The 15,840-nt window shown below is 70.4% G+C and carries 15 protein-coding genes; 8 read left to right on the top strand and 7 right to left on the bottom strand.

Annotation, left to right across the window (positions count from 1 at the left end):
* Positions 1-2: 2 nt before the first annotated feature.
* From EKG36_RS05810 to ruvX, 3 genes are read left to right on the top strand one after another with little or no spacing between them, the layout of a single operon-like run.
* Complete coding sequence (locus EKG36_RS05810; protein ID WP_126481969.1) at positions 3-926, top strand: energy transducer TonB; 924 nt, start codon at positions 3-5, stop codon at positions 924-926.
* A 17-nt stretch (positions 927-943) separates the two neighbouring features.
* Positions 944-1,501 carry a YqgE/AlgH family protein gene (locus EKG36_RS05805; protein WP_126481967.1) on the top strand — a complete coding sequence of 186 codons (558 nt, stop codon included), beginning with the start codon at positions 944-946 and terminating at the stop codon, positions 1,499-1,501.
* The gene (ruvX, locus tag EKG36_RS05800; RefSeq protein ID WP_126481965.1) at positions 1,501-1,947 is read left to right on the top strand and encodes a Holliday junction resolvase RuvX; all 447 of its coding nucleotides are present in this window, start codon (positions 1,501-1,503) and stop codon (positions 1,945-1,947) included. The genes EKG36_RS05805 and ruvX overlap by 1 nt, the downstream gene beginning before the upstream one ends.
* Positions 1,948-2,015: 68 nt before the next feature.
* On the opposite strand, the gene pyrB is transcribed toward ruvX, so the two are convergent.
* The 3 genes from pyrB to EKG36_RS05785 all read right to left on the bottom strand — a co-directional run bounded on the left by pyrB (position 2,016) and on the right by EKG36_RS05785 (position 4,935).
* The gene (gene pyrB / locus EKG36_RS05795; RefSeq protein WP_126481962.1) at positions 2,016-3,044 is read right to left on the bottom strand and encodes an aspartate carbamoyltransferase; all 1,029 of its coding nucleotides are present in this window, start codon (positions 3,042-3,044) and stop codon (positions 2,016-2,018) included.
* A 159-nt stretch (positions 3,045-3,203) separates the two neighbouring features.
* A complete protein-coding gene (bhcR, locus tag EKG36_RS05790; protein ID WP_126481961.1) occupies positions 3,204-4,040 on the bottom strand; it encodes an HTH-type transcriptional regulator BhcR in 837 nt (278 codons plus the stop codon).
* Positions 4,041-4,146: 106 nt separating this feature from the next.
* Positions 4,147-4,935 carry an enoyl-CoA hydratase gene (locus EKG36_RS05785; protein ID WP_126481959.1) on the bottom strand — a complete coding sequence of 263 codons (789 nt, stop codon included), beginning with the start codon at positions 4,933-4,935 and terminating at the stop codon, positions 4,147-4,149.
* 92 nt (positions 4,936-5,027) lie between these two features.
* Here EKG36_RS05785 and EKG36_RS05780 point away from each other — a divergent pair, with 92 nt between their 5' ends.
* Entirely contained in the window at positions 5,028-6,245 is a 1,218-nt protein-coding gene (locus EKG36_RS05780) for an amino acid deaminase (protein WP_126481957.1), read from the top strand.
* Between the two features lie 30 nt (positions 6,246-6,275).
* On the opposite strand, the gene EKG36_RS05775 is transcribed toward EKG36_RS05780, so the two are convergent.
* The 4 genes from EKG36_RS05775 to serA form a co-directional block, all read right to left on the bottom strand.
* A complete protein-coding gene (locus tag EKG36_RS05775; protein ID WP_126481955.1) occupies positions 6,276-7,622 on the bottom strand; it encodes a uracil-xanthine permease family protein in 1,347 nt (448 codons plus the stop codon).
* A 53-nt stretch (positions 7,623-7,675) separates the two neighbouring features.
* On the bottom strand, positions 7,676-9,031 hold the full coding sequence (locus EKG36_RS05770) for an 8-oxoguanine deaminase (RefSeq protein WP_126481953.1): 1,356 nt from the start codon (positions 9,029-9,031) through the stop codon (positions 7,676-7,678).
* Between the two features lie 211 nt (positions 9,032-9,242).
* Positions 9,243-10,133: a DMT family transporter gene (locus EKG36_RS05765; RefSeq protein ID WP_126481951.1), complete on the bottom strand. Its 891-nt coding sequence runs from the start codon at positions 10,131-10,133 to the stop codon at positions 9,243-9,245.
* Between the two features lie 121 nt (positions 10,134-10,254).
* Positions 10,255-11,505: a phosphoglycerate dehydrogenase gene (gene serA / locus EKG36_RS05760; RefSeq protein WP_126481949.1), complete on the bottom strand. Its 1,251-nt coding sequence runs from the start codon at positions 11,503-11,505 to the stop codon at positions 10,255-10,257.
* 284 nt (positions 11,506-11,789) lie between these two features.
* On the opposite strand from serA, the gene EKG36_RS05755 reads away from it, so the two are divergent.
* The 4 genes from EKG36_RS05755 to djlA are packed head-to-tail and all read left to right on the top strand — an operon-like array spanning position 11,790 to position 15,703.
* Positions 11,790-12,074, top strand: coding sequence for an exodeoxyribonuclease VII small subunit (locus EKG36_RS05755; protein ID WP_126481947.1), 285 nt, complete (start codon positions 11,790-11,792; stop codon positions 12,072-12,074).
* A 1-nt stretch (position 12,075) separates the two neighbouring features.
* Positions 12,076-12,948, top strand: coding sequence for a farnesyl diphosphate synthase (locus EKG36_RS05750; RefSeq protein WP_126482186.1), 873 nt, complete (start codon positions 12,076-12,078; stop codon positions 12,946-12,948).
* 51 nt (positions 12,949-12,999) lie between these two features.
* On the top strand, positions 13,000-14,916 hold the full coding sequence (dxs, locus tag EKG36_RS05745) for a 1-deoxy-D-xylulose-5-phosphate synthase (protein WP_126481945.1): 1,917 nt from the start codon (positions 13,000-13,002) through the stop codon (positions 14,914-14,916).
* Between the two features lie 25 nt (positions 14,917-14,941).
* Positions 14,942-15,703, top strand: coding sequence for a co-chaperone DjlA (gene djlA, locus EKG36_RS05740; RefSeq protein WP_126481943.1), 762 nt, complete (start codon positions 14,942-14,944; stop codon positions 15,701-15,703).
* The last annotated feature ends 137 nt before the right edge of the window (positions 15,704-15,840 follow it).

Below are 15,840 nucleotides of genomic sequence, written 5' to 3'. Positions count from 1 at the left end.
CCATGGCAGCCCCCCTCAGCGACCCCATCCGCTACGCGCCGGTCACCCGCCCCCACCGGCGCTGGCTGGCGGTGTCGGTATCGCTGCTGCTGCACCTGGTGATCATCGGCGTGGTGGCGAGTCGCCAGTTCGCGCCGTCGCCGCCGGAGCGCAGCAGTCTCGACGTGGTACTGGTGAGCCGTGCCACCGAGGCTCCGGTGGCGGCCGAGGCGCTGGCCGAGGCCGCCCAGCAGGCCGCCGGCGAGGTCACCGAGACACCGCCGGCCGAGGCCCGGGCCGCGCCGATGGAGACCCTGCCCGACCACCAGGCGGCGGAGCGGGCCGTGGATCCCGCCACCCCGGCCGAAGCCGAGGTCCCGGCCCGCCAGGCCGACGAGGCGCCCCCCGAGGAGACCGCGCCTCCCACCGCCGAGCGGCCCAGCGAGGACCAGGTCACCCCCGACCCGCGGGAGAGTGCGCCCCAGCCTGCCGAGACCCCCGCCACGCCCTCGGCCACGGCGCCTTCCGCCTCAGGACGCGACCTGCTGGCCCAGGCCACCTCCAGCATCCGCGAGCAGGGCCTGTCCGCCGACCATGCCGGGGAGGCCGCCGGGCGGCCGCGGCCGGCTGCCCAGCAGGCCGCCGAGGCCCGCTATATCGACGACTGGACCCGGCGGGTGGAGGACTACGGCAATCGAGTGCACCCCGCCCCCCGCGAGCTCGATGGTCAGCTGCGGATTCGCGTGGTGATCGGCCGCGACGGTCAGGTTCGCCGGGCAGAGGTGATACAATCCTCGGGACATGCCGAGCTCGACCAGGCCGCCCTGGACACCATCCACGGCGCCGCGCCCTATCGTCCCTTCGATGCGGGCATGGGCGATCTGGACAGCCTGTCCATCACCCGTGTCTGGCGGTTCGGCGAAGGCAACCACTACGGCGTGCACTAGCTCCGCCGGGGAGTCCCATGCAAAGCTTGAAAAACCACTTCCTGATGGCGATGCCGCACCTGGAAGACCCCAATTTCGCCGGCACCCTCAGCTATCTCTGCGACCATGACGACAACGGCACCATGGGCGTGATCGTCAATCGTCCCCTGGAGCTGACCCTGGATGCCCTGTTCGAGCAGCTCGAGCTGGAGGCCGCCCAGAGCCCCCACCTCAACGCCCCGGTCTACTACGGCGGCCCGGTGCACAAGGACCGCGGCTTCATCCTCCACCGCGGCGACAGCGAAGCCTGGGACTCCAGCCTCCAGGTGGCCGAGGACATCGCCCTGACCACCTCCATGGACATTCTCCAGGCGCTGGCCGCCGGCGGCGGTCCCGAGCAGTTCCTGGTCTGCCTTGGCTGCGCCGGCTGGGAGTCCGGCCAGCTCGAGGTCGAGCTCAAGGACAACGCCTGGCTGACCGTGGAGGGGCGCCCCGACATCCTCTTCGACGTGCCGCCGGAGCAGCGCCTGGGTGCCAGCGCCAACCTGCTGGGCATCGACCTGAACCTGATGACCCGTGAGGCGGGCCACAGTTAATGGCGGAAACGGGCCAGCGTCTGATCCTGGGCTTCGACTTCGGCACGCGGCGCATCGGCGTGGCGGTGGGCAACGAGCTGACCCGCAGCGCCCGGGCCCTCGAGCCCCTGCCGGCCCGCGATGGCATCCCCGACTGGACGCGGGTGGCACGGCTGGTGGAAGAGTGGCAGCCGGACCTCTTCGTGGTCGGCCTGCCGGTCAACATGGACGGCAGCGAGAGCGTGATGAGCACCCGGGCGCGCAAGTTCGGCAAGCGCCTGTTCGGCCGCTACGGCATCCCCTGCGAGATGGCCGACGAGCGCGGCTCCACCCGCGAGGCCAAGGCCATCGCCCGCGAGGCCGGCCACCGTGGCAACTACCGCGAGGACAGCGTCGACGGCCTGGCAGCGGTGCTGATCCTCGAGGCCTGGCTGGCCCGGACCGAGGGGTTGCCGCCCCGCCCCTGAACGACGTCGGGCCGGCGTTCGCCGGCCCGCTTCCTTCTGGCCCTGCTGACGTTCGCTACAGGCGCCGCTCAGTCCCGGGCGTCGTCCACGCCGAAGGTCCCGGGCACGAACCAGCGCACGTCGCGCAGGTCCTGCTCCACCAGGTCCTCCACCTGCAGCAGGGTGGCGAAGATCGCCATGCGCACGGGAATGCCGTTGTCGGTCTGGCGGAAGATCGCCAGGCGTGGGTCGCCGTTGAGGTCGACGTCCAGGTCGTTGGCGTCGGCCCGGCTGTCCCGAGGCAGCGGGTGCATGACGATGGTGTGGTCATTGCAGCGGCCGTCGAGGAAGGCCTTGTCCACGGTGTAGTCCCGCGACAGGCTGAACCCCTCGCTCATCTCGGCGGTGAAGCGCTCCTTCTGGATGCGGGTGGTGTAGACCACGTCGACGTCGCCGAAGTCGCTGGCCAGACTCTCGCGGACCTGTACCTCCAGGCCCTGGCGAGCCACCCGCTCGATCAGCTGGTGCGGCATCTCCAGGCCCGGCGGGGCCACCAGAGTGACGCGCATGGGGCCGTAGAGGGCCAGCAGCTTGATCAGCGAGTGCACCGTGCGGCCGTACTTGAGGTCGCCGGTCATCAGCACATGGGCCCCTTGCAACGTCTTGCCCTGGCGGGCGAACTCCTTGTCGATGGTGTAGATATCGAGCAGCGCCTGGCTGGGGTGTTCGCCGGGGCCGTCGCCGCCGTTGATCACCGGCACGTTGGTGGCCTGGGCGAACTCGGCCACCGAACCCTGCTCCGGGTGGCGCATGACGATGGCGTCGCAATAGCCGCTCATCACCCTGCTGGTGTCGTAGAGCGACTCGCCCTTGGCCATGGACGAGAAGGTGAAGCCGGTAGTGTCGCAGACGGTGCCGCCCAGCCGGCAGAAGGCCGCGTTGAAGCTGACCCGGGTACGGGTGCTGGCCTCGAAGAACAGGTTGCCGAGCACCGCGCCCTCCAGCACCCGGGTGACCTTGCGGCGACTGGCGATCGGTTCCATGCGCGCCGCGACGCGCATCAGGTGATCGATATCATCGCGTGACAGGGAATCGATGGAGAGCAGGTGGGAACTCATCGCGGGCCTCGGCTGGCGGCTGGTGGACGGCCGCTAGTGTACCTCCCGCGGCCGCCGGCTTCAGCCTCCGTGTCGGCGCCGCGATTCACGGCCGAGGTCGCCATGGTGCGTGGCAGTTCGGCCGGGCCGGCCTTCGGCAAGGGGGCGCGGGGCGCCGGTTCAGGCCGGTAGTTCGTCCGCCAGGGGGATGCGGCCGCCCAGGCGGGCGGTGATTTCGGCGGCCGCCTCACACACCAGCTCGCCGAGCTCGGTGAGCCGTTCCTCGGGAATCCGCGCCACCGGGCCGGAGACGGAGATTGCCGCCAGCGGGACGCCATGCTCGTCGTGGATGCAGGCCGCCACGCAGTGCAGGCCGATGGCATGCTCCTCGCGGTCGCAGGCATAGCCCTGGCGGCGGATCTCGGCCAGGCTTGCGTCCAGGGCCGCGGGGTCGTGCAGGGTATTGGTGGTGACCCGGGCCAGGCCGCGTTCTTCCAGCACCCGTGCCAGCTCGTCGTCGGGCAGCCAGGCCATCAGGGCCTTGCCCACGCCGGAGGCGTGCAACGGTGCCCGGGAGCCCAGGCGGGTGATCATGCGCATCATCTGCGGCGACTCGCTCTGGGCCAGGAAGACCGCGGTGCTGCCGTCGCGCACGCCGAGATTGGCGGTCTCCCCGGTCAGCGCGGTCAGCCGGCGCAGGAAGGGACGGCTGGTGCCGACGAAATCCCGGGCCTCGAGAAAGCTGTTGCCGATACGGAAGGTCTTGACGTCGATCTTCCACACGCCGAGCTCGTTGTCCTGGGTGACATAGCCCTGACTCTGCAGGGCCTGGAGCAGGCGGTGGGTAGTCGAGGGGGCGAGCTCGGACTGCTCGGCGATCTCGGACAGGGCCAGGCCGCCGGGGCTGCCCGCCAGGCGCTCGAGCAGGTTGAGACCGCGCACCAAGGACTGGCTGTGGCCACCACTGCTCTTTCCCGATGCCGGGCGTCCCGCCGTTCTGCGCTTGCCTTCACTCACTGCCTGCTCTCCCGCGTCGATGACTCCCAAACCCCCAGCATACCCTGTCAGGGAGCGACTGTCTTGCCTTCGGAAATGGTTTCCATAGCAGCCTGGCGGGCGCGCCTCACCGGTGCCGCCACTGCGGGCGGCGCTTGGCCAGAAAGGCCGCGATGCCTTCGTCGACATCCTCGGCCATCATGTTGGTCGCCATCATCTCGCCGGCGTAGTCATAGGCGCGGGACAGCGGCATCTCCTGCTGGCGCTGGAACATGGCCTTGCCGGTGCGCAGCGCCACGGCGCTCTTGGCGCAGAGGGTCGCGGTCAGTGACGCGAGGACCTCGTCGAGCCGGGCGTCGTCGGCAACCCGGTTGACCAGCCCCCAGTCCCGGGCCTGGTCGGCGTCGATGAACTCCCCGGTGAACAGCATTTCCAGGGCCCGCTTGCGGCCGATATCGCGGCTCAGGGCCACCGCCGGCGTGGAGCAGAACAGCCCGACCTCGATGCCGGAGACGGCAAAGCGGGCGCTGCGTGCCGCCACCGCCAGGTCGCAGCTGGCCACCAGCTGGCAGCCCGCGGCGGTGGCCAGGCCCTGTACCCGGGCGATGACCGGGACCGGCAGGGCGACGATGGCCTGCATCAGCGCTCCGCAACGACTGAAGAGGTCGCGGTAGTAGGCCTCGTCGGGCCGCGCGCGCATCTGGCGCAGGTCGTGACCGGCACAGAAGGCCCGGCCCCGGGCGGCGATCACTACGCAGCGCAGCGACGGATCGTCGGCCAGGGAAGCCAGGGCATCGGTCAGGGCCTCGAGCATCTCCTCGGAGAGGATGTTGAAGCGCTCGGGCCGGTTCAGGGTAAGGGTGGCCACGCCGTCGGCGTCGTGGCGCAGCACCGGGGCATCGTCCGCGTGTTGCATGGTCGGGTTCCTTGGGGGCAAAACCCTCAGCCTAGCGCCCGCTGCCCCGGCCCGGTTAGGCTTGCGACCAAAGATGACCTTCGGAGAGTGCCATGACCGTCGCCGACCTTTCGCTGGACAAGGGACAGCCCGAGACCGGTAAGCGGCTGCTGCAGGACGTCAGCCTCCCCGCTGCAGTGCTCCACGAGGCGCCCCTGGCCCACAATCTGGCCTGGATGCAGGCCTTCTGTGCCGCCCACGGTGCCAGCCTGGCGCCCCACGGCAAGACCACCATGGCGCCGGCGCTGTTCCAGCGACAGCTCGCCGCCGGCGCCTGGGCCATCACCCTGGCCACCGCCCCCCAGTGCCGGGCGGCCTTCGCCCATGGCGCCAGGCGGTTGCTGATGGCCAACCAGCTGGTGGGACAGGCGAACATGGCGATCGCCGCCGGACTGATCGAGGCCGGCGCCGAGCTCTACGTGCTGGTGGATTCCGCGGCCAATGTGCGCCAGCTGGATGCCTTCTTCGGGGCGCGGGGGCTGCGGCTGCCGGTGCTGGTCGAGCTCGGCGTGCCCGGCGGGCGCTGCGGTTGCCGCGACCGCGGCGAGGTGATGGCGCTGGCCGAGGCGGTGGCCCAGGCGCAGGCGCTGGAACTGGCCGGCCTGGAGGGTTACGAGGGGGTAGTGCGGGCCGAGGGGGACGACGACCCGGCGGCGGCGGTGGCCGCCTACGCCGGGACCCTGGTGGCCACGCTCGAGGCCCTGGATGCCGCGGGCAGGCTGCCGGTGGCCCGCCCGCTGGTCACCGCCTCCGGCTCGGCCTGGCACGACTTGATCGCCGAGGCCTTCCGCGATGCGGGCCTGGACGAGCGGGTGCATCGGGTGATGCGCCCGGGCTGCTACCTGACCCACGACCATGGCCTCTACGCCGAGGCCCAGGCCCGCCTGCTGGCGAGGCGTCACGATATCGGTGCGGGGCTGCGTCCGGCCCTGGAGGTCTTCGCCCAGGTCCAGTCGCTGCCCGAGCCGGGGCTCGCCATCGTCGCCATGGGGCGGCGCGACGTCGGCGGCGACCGCCCGCCGCTGGCGCTGCGTCGCTACCGGGAAGGCGGGACGGCCCGGGCGACCCTGGCGGTGGACGGCTGGCGGGTCGAGAAGCTGATGGACCAGCATGCCTTCGTGGCCCTGCCGGCGGCGTCGGATGACGTGGCGGTGGGGGATGTGGTGGCGTTCGGCATCTCCCACCCCTGCCTGACCTTCGACAAGTGGCGGCGGTTGTGCCGGGTGGACCAGGACCTCGCGGTGCTCGAGACCCTGGCCACCTGCTTCTGACCGCCCCGGGCGGGGCGGTCGGCGGGCGCTTCAGATGTCGTCGCGGAAGGTGCGGTCCTGCTTGGGCAGCACCAGGTTGAGGAGGATGGCGCACAGTGCCCCGGGGATCAGGCCGGACTCGATGATCGCCTGGACGTTCTCGGCGAGCCCGGCGTAGAGGCCCTCCTGGGCCGGCAGGCCCACCGCCGCCGACAGCGAGACGCCGATGATCACCATGTTGCGCTTGTTGAAGTCGATGTGGGACAGCATCTTGATGCCGGCGCTGGCGATCATGCCGAACATGATCAGCACCGCCCCGCCCAGCACCGCGTTGGGGATGCTCGAGATCACGGCGCCGAGCTTGGGCAGCAGACCGGCCAGCAGCAGGAAGACGCCGCCGATGGCCACCACGAAGCGGCTGACCACGCCGGTCAGGGCCACCATGCCGACGTTCTGGCTGAAGCTGATCTGCGGGAAGGCGTTGAAGATGGCGGCGAAGACGCTGGCCAGGCCGTCGGCCATCACCCCGCCGGAGAGCTCCTTGTGGGTCGGCTCGCGGTCCATGCCACCGGCTGTGGTGCCGACGATGTCGCCGATGGACTCGGCGCAGGTCACCACCGCCAGCAGCACCACCGGCAGGATGGCGGCCAGGTGGAACTCCAGGCCGATGGTCAGCGGCATCGGCAGCGAGATCCAGTCGGCGGCGCCGATCTCGCCGAAGCTCACCAGCCCGAAGGCCACGGCAGTGCCGTAGCCCACCACCAGGCCGACCAGCGGGGCGGTCTCCGACCAGATCCCGCGGCCATACTGGTGCAGGGCCAGGGTGACGATCAAGACCAGCCCGGCCAGCACCAGGTTGTGGGTGGCCCCGAAGTCCTCGGCACCGAAGCCGCCGCCGGCATAGGCGAAGCCCACCGGCATCAGCAGAGTGCCGAGCATGATCACGAAGGTGCCGGTGACCACCGGCGGGAAGAGGAAGCGGAACCAGGGCAAGAAGAGCCCCACCAGGGCCATGGCGATCCCGCCGCACAGCGCCGCGCCCAGCGCCGCCGGCAGGCCCATGCCCACGGCGATGGGAATCAGCACCGGCACGAAGCCGAAGCTGGTGCCCATGACGATGGGCAGGCGCGCACCGATCGGGCCGAGGCCAAGGGATTGCACCAGGGTGGCCACCCCGGCCACGAACATGGCGGCCTGGATCATGAAGGCCGTCTGGTCCGCCGGCAGGTCGGCGGCCCCGGCGATGATGATGGGCACCGTGACGTTGCCCACGAACATCGCCAGCACATGCTGCAGTCCCAGCGGGATGGCCCGGCCAAGCGGCGGCATGGCATTGACGTCGTGGGTGGAGCGCACCTTCGGCGAGGTGACCTCGGTGGCGGTGTCGGTCGTCGACATGGGTGGTTTCTCCTGTTGTCGTTGTTGGAAACCCGGTGGTGTGTCCTGCCGCCCTAGCGGGCGCGTCTCAGCGCCCGGGCAGCCTGGTCATGGCGGGCCAGCAGGGCGTCGAGGTCGACGCCCACCGGCTGGCCCTCGGTCACCCGCCACTGTCCGGCGACCATGACCCGGTCGGCCCGGTGGGCGCCACACAGCAGCAGGGCGGCAATGGGGTTCTCGGCGCCGGAAAAGCGTGGCTCGTCGAGGCGGAACAGGGCCAGGTCGGCCTGCTGGCCGGGGGCGAGGCCGCCGATGTCGTCGCGACCGAGGCAGGCCGCGGAGCCCCGGGTCGCCCAGCGGATCACGTCGTCGTGGGTCACCCGGCTCGGCGCGTAGCGCAGCCGGCCGAGAAGCAGCGCCTGGCGCATCTCCTCGGCGAGGTTGGAATGATCATTGGACGCGGAGCCGTCCACGGCCAGGCCCACCGGGCAGCCGGCGGCCTCCAGGTCCAGGGTGCGGCACAGCCCCGAGCCCAGCACCATATTCGACGAGGGACAGTGGGCGATGCCGGTGCCGGCGGCGCCGAGCCGGGCTACCTCCGCGTCGTCGAAGTGGATGCCGTGGGCCAGCCAGGTCCGCGCCGTAAGCCAGCCCACGGCCTCCAGGTAGTCCAGCGGGCGCATGCCGAACAGCCGCTGGCAGTAGGCCGTCTCGTCCTCGGTCTCGGCGAGGTGGGTGTGCAGGCGTACGTCGCAGTCCTCGGCCAGGCGGGCGCTTGCCTGCATCAGCTCGCGGCTCACCGAGAACGGCGAGCAGGGGGCCAGGGCGATGGTGGTCATGGCGCCGTCGCCGCGCTGGTGATAGGCGTCGATCAGCCGCGCGCTCTCGTCGAGGATGGTGGCCTCGTCCTGGACCACCGACTGCGGCGGCAGGCCGCCGTCGTCGCGGCCCACGCTCATCGAGCCCCGGGTCAGGGCGGCGCGCACGCCGAGCCGTCGGGCGGTCTCCACCTGGACGTCGATGGCATGCTCGAGCGCCCCGGAGAACACGTAGTGGTGGTCGGCCACGGTGGTGCATCCCGACATCAGCAGCTCGACCATGGCCAGCTCGCTGGCCACCGCCAGCTGCGCCTCGTCGAGGTTCGCCCAGACCTCGTAGAGCGTCGTCAGCCAGGGGAACAGCTCCTTGTTCAAGGCCGGCGAGTAGGCCCGGGTCAGGGTCTGGTAGAAGTGGTGGTGAGTGTTCACCAGCCCCGGCAGCAGCACATGCTCAGAGGCGTCGAAGGTGGCGTCGATCGGGGTGGCGGGTCTGTCGCCCGCGGGCACCGCCTCGACGATGCGGGCGTCCCGGACCACCACGCCGCCGGCGGCGCGGGCATCGCTGCAGGCGCGGGGGTGTCGGATCCATAGGGTCTGTTGCTGCGGGGTCATGCTGTCCTCCCGGGTGTCCGCGCGCGGCGGCCCCTGCCATGGGCAAAGGGTTACCCAAGTCTCGCGTCGGACCAGAGCCTTGGTTCAGGTGCCTTCGACGTTGTGTGTACGCAGTGTGTCATCCAATGATCAATATGGATTGTGTACAAAATGAGAGGGTTTTGCGCCCCTGTCAAGCCGGCGCCTGAGGGTGGGTCTCCGCCCCTGCCGCTCAGCCCGTCGAGGCGGCCTTGAGGCGGGTCAGCCGATCGCCGAACAGGTAGGCACCGAGGGCCACCAGGATCAGGGCGGCGCCGAGGAGCATCGAGGCCGAGGGCCGTTCCTGGTTCAACACCATGCCGAGCCCCAGCGCCAGGATCGGGGTGATCAGGGTCACCAGGGCCACGGTGGCGGCATGCAGGCGCGAGAGGATCAGGTAGTAGCAGAGAAAGCCGATCAGCGAGCCGAACACCGCCAGGTAGAGCACCGCCCAGCGGCCCCGTTCGCTGAGTGGGATAGTCAGCGGCTCGCCGCTGGTCAGCCACAGGGCGAGGAAGCAGGGCAGGCTCAACGCCAGGGCGCCGACGGTCTGTTCCAGGGGGCCGAGGCCGGCCGCCACACGTTGCACGGCGATGCCGCTGCCGCTGAACAGGGTGACCGCGCCGAGCATCATGGCCAGGGCGTCGAGCTGGCCTCCTCCGACGGCGAGGCTGTCGAGGAACACCACTCCGAGCCCCACCACGCCCAGGGCGCAGCCGAACCAGTGCCAGCGGCGCAGCTGGCGCGCGCCGGGCAGGGCCTGGAGGATCAGCCCCGAGATCAGTGGCGCCATGCCGAACATCACCGAGAGCAGCCCCGAGGGCAGCTGCTGGGAGGCGTGATAGCTCAGTGCCATGGCCCCGAACACCCCGGGCACCGCGGCGGCATAGCTGGCCAGCGCCCGGCGGTCGCGACGCAGGCCGCGCCTGAGGATGGCCAGGATCAGCGCCCCGGCGACCAGGGCGATCAGCATGCGCAGCATCACGCTGCCGATGGGCGCGCCGGCCTCGGCGCTCCACTTGATGCCCAGCGGTGTGGTGGCCCACACCAGCACCACGACGAGATACGCCGGTCCGGTCGGCATGGCAGGTCCTTGAGAAGATGAATCGGCAGGCAGGAAAAACGTCGTCAATGAATCATTAACACGAAAAAAACCGCCGCGTCGATAACGCGGCGGCAGCAGGTCCGTTGGCCAAGAGCGCGATTCAGCCCTCGAAGCTGGTCTCGGAGTAGAGCACCCGGACGCGCTTGGTGTGGGCCACCTGGCTCAACGCCTCCAGGGCGCGCGGCCCGTAGTCCTTGTCGACGTCGATGACCACGTAGCCGATGCGCTCGTTGGTCTGCAGGTACTGGCCGAGGATGTTGATGTCGTTCTCGGAGAGTACCCGGTTGATCTCGGACATCACGCCCGGGACGTTGTCGTGGATGTGCAGCAGGCGGTGCTTGCCCGGGTGCGCCGGCAGGGCGACCTCGGGGAAGTTGACCGAGGTGATGGTGGTGCCGTTGTCGGAGTAGGTGACCAGCTTCTCGGAAACCTCGATGCCGATGTTCTCCTGGGCTTCCAGGGTGGAGCCGCCGATGTGTGGGGTGAGGATGACATTGGCCAGGCCGCGCAGCGGGCTGACGAACTCCTCGTTGTTGCCCTTGGGCTCCACCGGGAAGACGTCCACCGCGGCACCGTTGAGGCGGCCGGCCTTGAGCGCCTCGGCCAGGGCCTCGATGACCACCACGCTGCCCCGGGAGGCGTTGATCAGGATGCTGCCCGGCTTCATCAGGGCGATCTGTTCCTCGCCGATCATCCAGCGGGTGGAGGGCAGGTCCGGCACGTGCAGGCTGACGATGTCGGCGCGGGCCAGCAGCTCCTCGAGACTGGCCACCTGGCGAGCGTTGCCCATGCCCAGCTTGGTCACCACGTCGTAGTAGATGACATCGAAGCCGAGGGATTCGGCCAGTACCGAGAGCTGGGCGCCGATGCTGCCGTAGCCGACGATGCCCAGGATCTTGCCGCGGGCCTCGTGGGCGTTCTTGGCCGACTTCAGCCAGCCGCCCTGGTGCGCACTGGCACTCTTCTCGGGGATGCCGCGCAGCAGCATGATGGACTCGGCCAGTACCAGCTCGGCCACCGAGCGAGTGTTGGAGTAGGGGGCGTTGAAGACTGGAATCCCGCGGGCCAGCGCGGCGCCCAGGTCAACCTGGTTGGTCCCGATGCAGAAGCAGCCCACCGCCACGAGCTTCTCGGCGGCCGCGAAGACCCGCTCGGTGAGCTGGGTGCGGGAGCGGATGCCGATGAAGTGGACGTCACGGATCTTGTCGATCAGCGTGGCCTCGTCCAGCGAGGTCGGTAGGTGCTCGATGTTGGTGTACCCGGCGTTGAGGAAATTGTCCACCGCGCTCTGGTGGACGCCCTCGAGCAGCAGGATCTTGATCTTGCTCTTGTCCAGGGACGTTTTGGCCATGGTCGAATCAACCCCTTCTTCGGTGCGCGCCGCTATCGGTTCAGGAAGGTGAGCCCGCCAGCGCGGAACATCGGGGTCCCGGCAGATGTCAGGCTCGAAACAAGGCCCCATATGGTATCACAGCCCGGCGGCCCCAAGATGAAAATGCTGCGCTGCGGGCATGAGTCGCATGCATGCCTGGACGCCACGCCTGCCGGCCGCGGCGCGCCGATGGGGCAGACGACCCCCCCCGGGGAGCGTGTATACTGTCGCCCTCATGGTGGGAGTGAGCGACGAGGGGAGCCATGGCGGAACAGCACAGGCAGCACCAGGGCGACGCCGATGAGGCGCCGGCGGACTTCGCCGCGACCGTCGAGCGACTCGAGACGCTGGTCGAGCGGCTGGAGTCCGGCGAGCTATCGCTGGAGGGCTCGCTCGAGGCCTTCGAGCAGGGCGTGCGCCTGACCCGCGATGCCCAGCGGCGACTCGACGAGGCCGAGCTCAAGGTGCGCACCCTGACCGAGGGTGAGGGGGGCGGCGTCGACCTGCAGCCCTTCGCGCCGCCGGCGGAGGACGACGGTGAACGCTGATATGCTGGCGGCCCGACTGGCCGCGGACCGGGCCCGGGTGGATGCCTGCCTGGAGGCCCTCTTCGAGACCCGGCAGGCGCCGGCCCCTCGCCTCGAGGCGGCGATGCGCCACGGCGTGCTGGTCGGCGGCAAGCGCCTGCGGCCAGTGCTGGTGTATACCGCCGGCCGCGCCCTGCGCGCCGCCGACGAGGCCCTGGATGCCCCGGCGGCGGCCCTCGAGCTGATCCATGCCTACTCGCTGGTCCACGATGACCTGCCGGCCATGGACGATGACGACCTGCGCCGTGGTCAGCCCACGGTGCACCGCGCCTATGACGAGGCCACTGCCATCCTCGCCGGCGATGCCCTCCAGGCCCTGGCGTTCGAGGTGCTGGCGGGAACCGCGCACCCCCGGCTGCCGGCGATGGTCGGCACCCTGGCTCGGGCGGCCGGCCGCGACGGCATGGTCGCCGGCCAGGTGCTGGACCTGGCCGCCGTTGGCGGTCATCCCGACGTGGCGGCGTTGGCCACCATGCACGGTCACAAGACCGGGGCGCTGATCCGTGCCGCGGTGCGCCTGGGCGGCCTGGTCGCGGTGACCGAGGACGACCCGCGGCTGGCGGCGCTGGAACGCTATGCCGCCGCCATCGGCCTGGCCTTTCAGGTGCATGACGACGTGCTCGACGTGACCGGCGACACCGCCACCCTGGGCAAGGCCTCCGGGGCCGATGCCGCCCGTGACAAGCCGACCTACCCCACCCTGCTGGGACTCGAGGGTGCCAGGGCCAAGGCCCGCGAGCTGGTCGAGGAGGGGGTGGCGTCACTCGCGCCCCTGGGCGCGAGTGCCGCGCCCCTGGCCGAACTGGCCCGATACATGATCGAGCGTGACCACTGAGGAAGTCTGCAGCGCTGCTGCGGTGCGGTTTCCCTGACAGACAGAGTCCACATGAAGCTGTTCGATGACATTCCGGTCGAGCGTCCGGCGACGCCGCTGCTCGACACCCTGGAGACGCCGGCCGCCCTGCGCGCCATGGACGATGCCCAGCTCGCCCAGGTGGCCGATGAACTGCGCGCCTACCTGCTCTACAGCGTGGGTGTCTCGGGCGGGCATTTCGGTGCCGGCCTCGGCGTCGTGGAGCTCACGGTGGCGTTGCACCATGCCCTGGAGACCCCCCACGACCGGCTGGTCTGGGACGTCGGTCACCAGGCCTACCCCCACAAGATCCTCACCGGGCGTCGCGAGGCGATGACGCGGATCCGCCAGTACGGCGGCCTGGCGGCCTTCCCGCGGCGTGCCGAGTCGCAGTACGACACCTTCGGCGTCGGCCATTCCAGCACCTCCATCTCGGCGGCCCTGGGCATGGCGCTGGCTGCCCGCACCCAGGCCGAGCCGCGACGGGTCTGCGCGGTGATCGGCGATGGCGCCCTGACCGCCGGCATGGCCTTCGAGGCCCTGGCCCATGCCGGCCATGTCGACGCCAACCTGCTGGTGGTGCTCAACGACAACGAGATGTCGATCTCCGAGAACGTTGGTGGCATTGCCAGCTACCTGGCGCGGATCCTCGCCAGCAAGCCCTACACCACTATGCGCGAGGGCGGCAAGCGAGTGCTCTCGCATCTGCCCGGGGCCCTGGAGCTGGCCCGGCGGACCGAGGAGCACATGAAGGGCATGGTCAGCCCGGCTACCCTGTTCGAGGAGATGGGCTTCAACTACATCGGGCCCATCGATGGCCATGACCTGCCGGCCCTGGTCCACACCCTGCGCAACATGCGCGACATGGAGGGCCCGCAGTTCCTCCACGTCAAGACCCGCAAGGGGCGCGGCTTCCTGCCCGCCGAGGCCGACCCGATCGGCTACCATGCGATCACCAAGCTGGAGAAGAACGGCGACACCCCGCCGCCGCTCAAGCCGACCGCGCCGGCGCCCAAGAAGGCGCCCAAGTACTGCAATGTCTTCGGCGACTGGCTGTGCGACATGGCGGCGGCGGATACGCGGCTGATCGGCATCACCCCGGCGATGCGCGAGGGCTCGGACCTGATCCGCTTCTCCCAGGAGTACCCCGAGCGCTACTACGACGTGGCCATCGCCGAGCAGCATGCCGTGACGCTCGCCGCGGGCATGGCCTGCGAGGCGATGAAGCCGGTGGTGGCCATCTACTCGACCTTCCTGCAGCGCGGCTACGACCAGCTGATCCATGACGTGGCCGTGCAGGAGCTCGATGTGACCTTCGCCATCGACCGCGCCGGCCTGGTCGGCGAGGACGGCCCCACCCACCACGGCGCCCTGGACCTCTCCTACCTGCGCTGCGTGCCGGGGCTCGTGGTGCTGGCGCCGGCCGATGAGGCCGAGTGCCGGGCCATGCTCAGCGCCGCCTACCAGCATCCCGGTCCCGCGGCGGTGCGCTATCCCCGTGGCACCGGTCCCGGAGTGGCGATCCCCGACCACCTCGAGCCCCTGGTGATCGGCCAAGCCGAGACGCGTCGGCGGGCCGGGGGAGGCGGCCCTCGGGTGGCGCTGCTGGCCTTCGGCAGCCTCAACGGCCCGGCGGCGGAGGTGGCCCAGGCCCTGGATGCCACGCACCTCAACATGCGCTCGATCAAGCCCCTCGACCGCGAGGCGGTAATGGCGGCCGCCGACGACCATGACCTGCTGGTGACCCTGGAGGAGAACGTGGTCGCCGGCGGGGCCGGCAGCGGGGTCAACGAGCTGCTGGCGGCCGAGGGCCGGCGGGTGAGCGTGCTCAACCTGGGCCTGCCCGATGCCTTCGTCGAACACGGCAAGCCGGCCGAGCTGCTGGTCGAATGCGGCCTCGACGCCGACGGCATCGAGGCCGCCATCCGGGCGCGCCTGACGGCTGCCTGAGATTCACGCGATACGGAGAGATGCCATGTTGATGGCCATGCTGATCGGTGCGGTAATCGGCTTCTTGATCGGTGGTCCCCTGGGGCTGCTGGTCGGCGGCGGCCTCGGCTACTGGCTGGTACGGCGGCTGCGCAAGAGCCTGCTGGGGAAGCTGGCCGGGGCCCAGGCGCAGTTCCTCGAATCGACCTTCGCGGTCATGGGGTGCATGTGCAAGGCCGATGGCCGGGTCACCGAGGACGAACTGGAAGCCTCCCGGCAGCTGTGGGATCGCCTGCGGCTCAACGAGGCACAGCGGGCCCAGGCCCGGGCCGCCTTCACCCGCGGCAAGGGGGCCGACTTCGACCTGGAGGCGGAGCTGGCCAAGGTCCGCCAGGTGGTGGGTCGCCAGCGTGCCCTGCTGCAGGTCTTCCTGCAGGTCCAGCTGGCGGCCATCGCCGCCGATGGCCAGCTGCATCCCGCCGAACATGACATGCTGCTGCGCGTGGCGCGTGGCCTGGGTTGCTCCGAGGCCGAGATCGCCCAGATCGAGGCCATGCTGCGCGGTGGCCCCGAGGCGGCCCGCGAGCAGGGTCCCTCCCTGGAGGATGCCTATCAGGTGCTGGGCCTCGACCCCGAGGCCAGCGATGCCGAGGTCAAGAAGGCCTATCGTCGCCTGATGAGCGAGAACCATCCCGACAAGCTCGCTGCCAAGGGCCTGCCCGAGAGCATGCGCGAGATGGCCAAGGAGCGCACCAGCGAGATCGGCAGCGCCTACGAGCGTATCCGCAAGGCCCGGGCCGCCGCCTGAGCCGGCGTCGATCCCCTGTCGGGAACGCCCCGGCCCCTGACACCCAGCGCCATTGTCGCCCTCCCGCCGCGGCCGGCCGGACTTTCGTCTCGTCGGCCGCGGCTTTTCGCGATGGGACATCATGGTTGCCGGATCGT

It is taken from the genome of Halomonas nitroreducens, from assembly GCF_003966155.1.
Taxonomy (GTDB): domain Bacteria; phylum Pseudomonadota; class Gammaproteobacteria; order Pseudomonadales; family Halomonadaceae; genus Halomonas; species Halomonas nitroreducens.
This window is presented reverse-complemented; position numbering and strand designations above follow the sequence as displayed.

Excerpts from the sequence above, each read along its gene's own strand:
- EKG36_RS05785 (WP_126481959.1), bottom strand. The coding sequence starts at position 4,935 with ATGCAACACGCGGACGATGCCCCGGTGCTGCGCCACGACGCCGACGGC.
- EKG36_RS05750 (WP_126482186.1), top strand. The coding sequence starts at position 12,076 with ATGCTGGCGGCCCGACTGGCCGCGGACCGGGCCCGGGTGGATGCCTGC.
- EKG36_RS05765 (WP_126481951.1), bottom strand. The coding sequence starts at position 10,133 with ATGCCGACCGGACCGGCGTATCTCGTCGTGGTGCTGGTGTGGGCCACC.
- EKG36_RS05775 (WP_126481955.1), bottom strand. The coding sequence starts at position 7,622 with ATGTCGACGACCGACACCGCCACCGAGGTCACCTCGCCGAAGGTGCGC.
- serA (WP_126481949.1), bottom strand. The coding sequence starts at position 11,505 with ATGGCCAAAACGTCCCTGGACAAGAGCAAGATCAAGATCCTGCTGCTC.
- ruvX (WP_126481965.1), top strand. The coding sequence starts at position 1,501 with ATGGCGGAAACGGGCCAGCGTCTGATCCTGGGCTTCGACTTCGGCACG.
- pyrB (WP_126481962.1), bottom strand. The coding sequence starts at position 3,044 with ATGAGTTCCCACCTGCTCTCCATCGATTCCCTGTCACGCGATGATATC.
- djlA (WP_126481943.1), top strand. The coding sequence starts at position 14,942 with ATGTTGATGGCCATGCTGATCGGTGCGGTAATCGGCTTCTTGATCGGT.
- EKG36_RS05810 (WP_126481969.1), top strand. The coding sequence starts at position 3 with ATGGCAGCCCCCCTCAGCGACCCCATCCGCTACGCGCCGGTCACCCGC.
- EKG36_RS05805 (WP_126481967.1), top strand. The coding sequence starts at position 944 with ATGCAAAGCTTGAAAAACCACTTCCTGATGGCGATGCCGCACCTGGAA.
- dxs (WP_126481945.1), top strand. The coding sequence starts at position 13,000 with ATGAAGCTGTTCGATGACATTCCGGTCGAGCGTCCGGCGACGCCGCTG.
- EKG36_RS05755 (WP_126481947.1), top strand. The coding sequence starts at position 11,790 with ATGGCGGAACAGCACAGGCAGCACCAGGGCGACGCCGATGAGGCGCCG.
- EKG36_RS05780 (WP_126481957.1), top strand. The coding sequence starts at position 5,028 with ATGACCGTCGCCGACCTTTCGCTGGACAAGGGACAGCCCGAGACCGGT.
- EKG36_RS05770 (WP_126481953.1), bottom strand. The coding sequence starts at position 9,031 with ATGACCCCGCAGCAACAGACCCTATGGATCCGACACCCCCGCGCCTGC.